General features: G+C 42.8%; 5 protein-coding genes. All 5 read left to right on the top strand.

Going from position 1 to position 5,775, the window contains the following annotated elements; genetic code table 11:
- Positions 1-114 precede the first annotated feature (114 nt).
- A complete protein-coding gene (locus tag Q0688_RS22230; RefSeq protein ID WP_299082544.1) occupies positions 115-1,695 on the top strand; it encodes a PAS domain-containing methyl-accepting chemotaxis protein in 1,581 nt (526 codons plus the stop codon).
- Positions 1,696-1,697: 2 nt separating this feature from the next.
- Positions 1,698-2,159 carry a hypothetical protein gene (locus tag Q0688_RS22225; protein ID WP_299082542.1) on the top strand — a complete coding sequence of 154 codons (462 nt, stop codon included), beginning with the start codon at positions 1,698-1,700 and terminating at the stop codon, positions 2,157-2,159.
- Between the two features lie 164 nt (positions 2,160-2,323).
- Positions 2,324-3,889 (top strand): IS1182 family transposase, encoded by a 1,566-nt coding sequence (locus Q0688_RS22220; protein WP_299082540.1) that lies wholly within the window; start codon positions 2,324-2,326, stop codon positions 3,887-3,889.
- A gap of 147 nt (positions 3,890-4,036) precedes the next feature.
- Positions 4,037-4,345, top strand: coding sequence for a hypothetical protein (locus tag Q0688_RS22215; protein ID WP_299082538.1), 309 nt, complete (start codon positions 4,037-4,039; stop codon positions 4,343-4,345).
- 374 nt (positions 4,346-4,719) lie between these two features.
- On the top strand, positions 4,720-5,775 hold a 1,056-nt coding region (gene astE, locus Q0688_RS22210), incomplete at its 3' end, for a succinylglutamate desuccinylase (protein ID WP_299082536.1).

The following is a 5,775-nucleotide window of genomic DNA, read 5'->3' as shown; positions in this document are numbered from 1 at the left end:
CCACCATGAATGTTCCCTAATCGCCTAACTTTTTATTTTAAATATAGAATTTCTGGGGATACCTCAATATAATAACCCTACTTTTGTATAACAATTATAAAAATCGGAGCTGGAATGAAAAAGAATTTACCGGTAACGGGTCTAGAACTAAGTTTTTCACCTAAAGCCAATATATTATCTACGACAAATCTTGAGGGTAAAATCACCTACATTAACAAAGACTTTATTGATATCAGCGGCTTCACCAAAGAAGAGTTAATTGGTCAGAACCATCATATTGTTCGCCACCCGGATATGCCGCCCGCAGTATTTAAAATGTTTTGGGCTGATTTACGCGCCGAAAAATCCTGGATGGGCATTGTCAAAAACCGCTGTAAAAATGGCGACTATTATTGGGTGGATGCTTATGCTACGCCGATTAAAAAGAATGGTAGAACCGAGGAATATCAATCGGTAAGGCGTAAAGCTAAGCCCGAATTTATTGCTCGTGCAGAAGAAGTTTACGCCGCAATCCAGGCTGGAAAATCTTTACGCAAGCTGGACGATTCACTATCACTGCCCGCCAAAATAATGATTGCACTCTTTGCCGGCTTACTATTGCCGGTGCTGGTTTATGTCTTAAACTACTCCGCCTTACTCGTACTATTAGCCACAATTTTTAGTACCTTTGTTGTCAGCGCCGCAGTCCTCGTCTTTAGCCAACCTTTACTGCTCGCATTATCGAAACTCAAAACCATTTCTGAAGATAAGGTCGCGCGCTATGTCTATACCGGTCGAAATGATGAAGCCGGGACTTTGTTACTGGCGGTTAAAAAACTTGAATCTGAGAACGCAGCATTAATTGGCCGCATCAATGATATGTCGTCAACCTTAAGTGAAAATGCCCAAAGTTTAAGTGCTGCCGTAACACAATCTGAAAATGGCACCTTACGTCAGTTTGAACAAACAGAGCAGGTTGCAACGGCAATGGAACAGATGGCCGTGAGTATCCAAAGCGTATCCATCAACGCAGCAGAAACCTCCACCGCCTCAGCTGACGGACTGGCAATTGCCAACTCCGGCAAGCAGGTCGTTGATGAAAATGCCAGTACCATTAATGAATTGAAACGTCTCATTCACTCTGCGTCGCAGATCATCAATAACGTTGCCGTTAGTAGCAATGAAATTGAAAAAATCCTCGACGTTATTCTCGCCATTGCCGACCAGACCAATTTACTGGCATTAAATGCGGCCATTGAGGCGGCACGGGCAGGAGAACTCGGCCGGGGTTTCGCGGTTGTTGCCGATGAAGTGCGCTCTTTAGCCAATCGTACTCAAGCATCAACTAAGGAAATCCGCAACGTCATTGAGCAGTTACAGAGCGGTGTTCGACAAGCAGTCAGTGCCATGCGCTCCGGTGAAGCGGCAGCGGAACAAGGTGTTGCAAAAAGTCATGCCACGGCGCAGGCGCTGGAAAACATCCTGAATGCGATTAGCACGATTTCCGGTATGAGCGAGCAAATTGCACGGGCAGTGAATGAACAAACATCGGTTGCGAACTCAGTCAGTGAAAGTGTGCTTAATATCAAAAGCAATGCGCAGGAAAATCTGGATGCCGTTAAATTAAGCGGCAAGGTTGCGGAGAGGACTGTCAATATCACCAGAAGATTGGATCAGTTAACCAATCAATTTTGGGAAACACAGCAAGGGACTTAGCCATGCGAACCTTAAAACTGATTTATCGCTCGGAACAGGAGCTGCAGGCTTATTTGTCCGAGCACAGGCTAAATATAGAATTTCTGGGGATACCTCAGCTGTGTAAGTCCAAAGAGAAAAGTACACTGGCAGTTAAAGTACATCGCATACAGTTCGATGAGAAATCTGAAAAAAGTACAGAAACCATAGTTCGTGAACATATCAAGCTGTCGAATCAAAAATACGATGAAATATATAGTCGTTACGAACAAGCTCTAAAATACAATGCACTCGATGAAATTAGTGGGTTAGATGGGTCAAATTGGTGTCTTGAGTCGCAACGTGGCTTTACATATACAAAAGGGTGTTTTTGGACTCCTAGCCATGAACCGAAGGAGAGGGGCTTAGAAGACTTGTACAATCTTGGTGTTTACCTTTGGTCAGTATCAGGTCTGGAAAAAGATAAAACTCTTAAACTCTATTAAAAAATGCATAACAAACACATCAAAAATCGCTCCACTTCGTTCCGCTGGACCTCCTTACGCTGCGCTCCAGTCGGCCTTTTATGTGGGCGTTGAGGCTGTAGAAAAACGTTATTTCTTTGATCAGATAATATAAAATGGCCACTCTGTTAAAGGAGATAACGATTTTGGCCAACTACATTCCCTATAATCTTAATCAAAACACAATGGTGGTGATTAATTTCGCTGACCAACTGCAATCGGGTACCTTTGAATACGCGTTAGCGTATTTAATCGATCGTAAGATCGATTTATCTCGGTTTGATGAGGGTGTGAGTAATGATGGCGGTGGCCGTCGCGCCTATGATCCCGCGATCTTGTTGAAGATTATTCTGTTTGCTTATTCCAAAGGGATTACTTCCAGTCGTGAAATTATGTGGTGTTGTGAAACGAACATCATTTTTAAAGCCTTGTCCTGCGATAGCGTTCCGCACTTCACGACGATTGCGAGCTTTGTGCGCAATCATTCAGATGCTATTGAAGATTTGTTCAGCCAAGTGGTACTAATCTGCGAGCAAGAAGGGTTAATCGGCCGAGAGCTGTTTGCTATTGATGGGTGTAAGTTGTCGTCGAATGCAGCGAAAGAGTGGTCAGGCACCTTTAAAGAGTTGGAACAAAAGCGGGATAAGATTAAACGCTTGATTCAACATCACCTTCAGGAAGATAAGGCACAAAAGGATCAACATACGCGGGATGAGAAGCGAGAACAGCGTAGCCAACAAGCGGTAGAGACCTTGAATAAAGCGTTCGATAAAATCGATCACTTCCTAAAGACGCAAAGCCCACGGATGGGCCAAGCACAACGGCCAAAAGAAGTTAAAAGCAATATCACCGACAATGAGTCGGCGAAAATGAAAACCAGTAAAGGTACAGTGCAAGGCTACAACGGCATTGCCACCGTGGATAAAAAGCATCAAGTGATAGTGGACGCACAAGCCTTTGGCGAGGGGCAGGAGTACCACACACTCAAGCCCATCTTATCGGCAACAAGAGAACGCTTCAATCAATTAGGCATCGAACGCGATATCTATAAAGCAGGCACGATAGTCACTGCCGATACGGGCTTTGCTAACGAAGCGAACATGGCGATGTTGTTTAACGATAAGATTGATGCCTATGTCCCCGATAGTAAGTTCAGAGAGCGCGATACTCGCTTTACGTATCAAAAAGAAAAACACGGCAAGCGCCATCAAGACAAGCCAAAGCGCGATCGACAAAAAGCCGTCATCCCCTCAACCGAGTTTGCCTTTGACCCGGTAACGGAAACCTGCGTTTGCCCCACAGGCCAAACGTTAAGCCATCGAGGCAAGCGAGTCACTGACAGTGGTCGCACGAAAGTGTACTTTGAAGGGCGGCTCAGTCAATGCAGTGCGTGTAAAAAGAAAAACGATTGTATGCGCAGACCGGAATCGGCGAATCACCGAAAGGGCAACGGTCGCCAAGTCTCGTTTTTGGTATCGGATAAACCCACTTACACCGATTGGATGAAGGCGCGGGTCGACAGTGATAAGGGAAAGCACATTTACAGTCATCGCATGTCGGTGGTTGAACCCGTGTTCGGGAACATCACCGTGAATAAAAAGCTGAATCGGTTTAGTTTGCGTGGCAAACAAAAGGTGAACGATCAGTGGCGTTTATATTGTTTGGTTCACAATATCGAGAAGCTAGCGAATTACGGTGAAATGGCGGCCTAACCGGCATAGGATCATCGAAATCAAGTCGTGGTTGAAATAGACGAGAAAAAACGGCAGTCTATACCAATATTAAAAACGAAAGAGGATTGGATAAAATGATGATGGATGAAATTGTTTTTCTACAGCCTCGTTATATGGCACCAAAGTATGGCTGATGATATCGAGTATATTGAATGCTGCGAACATGGAAAGCAGCAAGAAACTTTTGTTTGCCAGCACACAGTTCGGAGCCTGAAAGATGGCAAGCCTAGAGGCTTTTGGTGGTCAATTGAGCAACCAGAAAACCCTAGACCAGATGCGTGGTGCTCGGAGTGCGAAGACCTAGTAAATAAAACTGGGGAGTGGGAAGGTGAAGCTGAGGAATTCGCAAATATTAAAGTTCTTTGCGGTGTATGCTACGACAACGCGAAACTTCTTAACTTTCCCAATAAAAAGCAGTGGTGGCGCTTTTGGTAGCTCTGCCATATAACAAACCAATTATTCCGACCTCAACTCGCTGCGCTCGTTTCGTCGGCATATTGGGGCGTTAGAGATTGAAACATAAATTTGCTAATGACTGCTTTTAGTCGATGACTTTCCTTTGTTGACTAGCCCCTTATGTCAACTTTAGGCCGAAACTTGTCGAAATATTAAGTTGAAAAACTAGCAAATTTAGCAATTACTTAGACCAGCAAAAGTAAAAAATTATCAAACTTCATTATCGGCATACAGTTGGAGGTAAATTAAATGCATTTAAGTTGTCGCTAAGTAAAAACAAGCATACAGCTAATCTTTTGTTTAGCGTAATATACTCGTTTTAAACGTTATCTTTTGGTTATCAGTTATTTATTATGCAAAACGTCCCTCAAACTGACATTAACAACACTATTCAAATATTAAAACAGCAAGGCAATTTTTTGTCGTTGTCGCGCACTCAAGCCTCGCTATTTGCTTCGCCATTTAGCTTTTCTATCAATCATCATACAAAAGTTACCGTTATTGCAGCAGGTATTATCAGCTTTGAACCTGAAGCCTTGAGCGATAAAGATATTGTGCTTTCTTGTGGCATACATGGTAACGAAACTGCGCCAATCGAAATATGTGAGCAGTTAGTAAAAAACATTCTGACTAGCGAGATAGAAGTAAAACAAAACGTTTTGTTTTTATTTGGCAACTTGCCCGCTATGGATATTGCAGAGCGTTTTGTTGAAGAAAACATGAATCGTTTGTTTAGCTTGGAGCATCAAAAATTAGCTGCCGGTCAACAAATGAATGATGAAAGACGCCGAGCTAAACAGTTAGAAGATGCGGTTGAGCATTTTTATCTGTCGAAAGATCAAAATCAAGAGCGGGAGAGAATTCATTATGATTTGCATACTGCTATTCGTACCTCCAAAAATGACAAATTTGCAGTTTATCCTTTTCAAAACGGCAAGGCATGGGACAAATACCAACTGCAAGTATTATTAGCATGTGGCATCAATACCATTTTACTGTCGGGTAGCCCTACAACGACCTTTAGTTACTTTTCAGTCAACAAGTTTAATGCACAAGCTTTTACGGTTGAGTTAGGTAAAGTGATGCCCTTTGGTCATAATAATATGGATAATTTTAAAGAAGTGACTAGCACCTTAACTCGTTTGATATGTGGCATTGATTTAGAGCTTAAAGAATACCAACCAGAAGACTTCCTTATTTATAAAGTTAATCAAGTGATAAATAAAGAGAAAACTGATTTTACACTTAATTTCTCGGCAGATACCCCTAATTTCAGCGATTTTCCGAAAGGTTATGTGTTGGCTAATGAGACCGGAAAGGACTACCGAGCTGAATATGAAGGTGAAGCCATTGTATTTCCAAACGCCGATGTAGCAATTGGGCAACGCGCCTTGCTTACGGTTATTCCT

This window comes from uncultured Paraglaciecola sp. (assembly GCF_937123705.1).
In the GTDB taxonomy this organism is placed as follows: Bacteria; Pseudomonadota; Gammaproteobacteria; order Enterobacterales; family Alteromonadaceae; genus Paraglaciecola.
Note: the sequence above shows the minus strand (reverse complement) of the source record. Positions and strands in the feature narration are given on the sequence as shown.

Excerpts from the sequence above, each read along its gene's own strand:
- Q0688_RS22230 (WP_299082544.1), top strand. The coding sequence starts at position 115 with ATGAAAAAGAATTTACCGGTAACGGGTCTAGAACTAAGTTTTTCACCT.
- Q0688_RS22225 (WP_299082542.1), top strand. The coding sequence starts at position 1,698 with ATGCGAACCTTAAAACTGATTTATCGCTCGGAACAGGAGCTGCAGGCT.
- Q0688_RS22215 (WP_299082538.1), top strand. The coding sequence starts at position 4,037 with ATGGCTGATGATATCGAGTATATTGAATGCTGCGAACATGGAAAGCAG.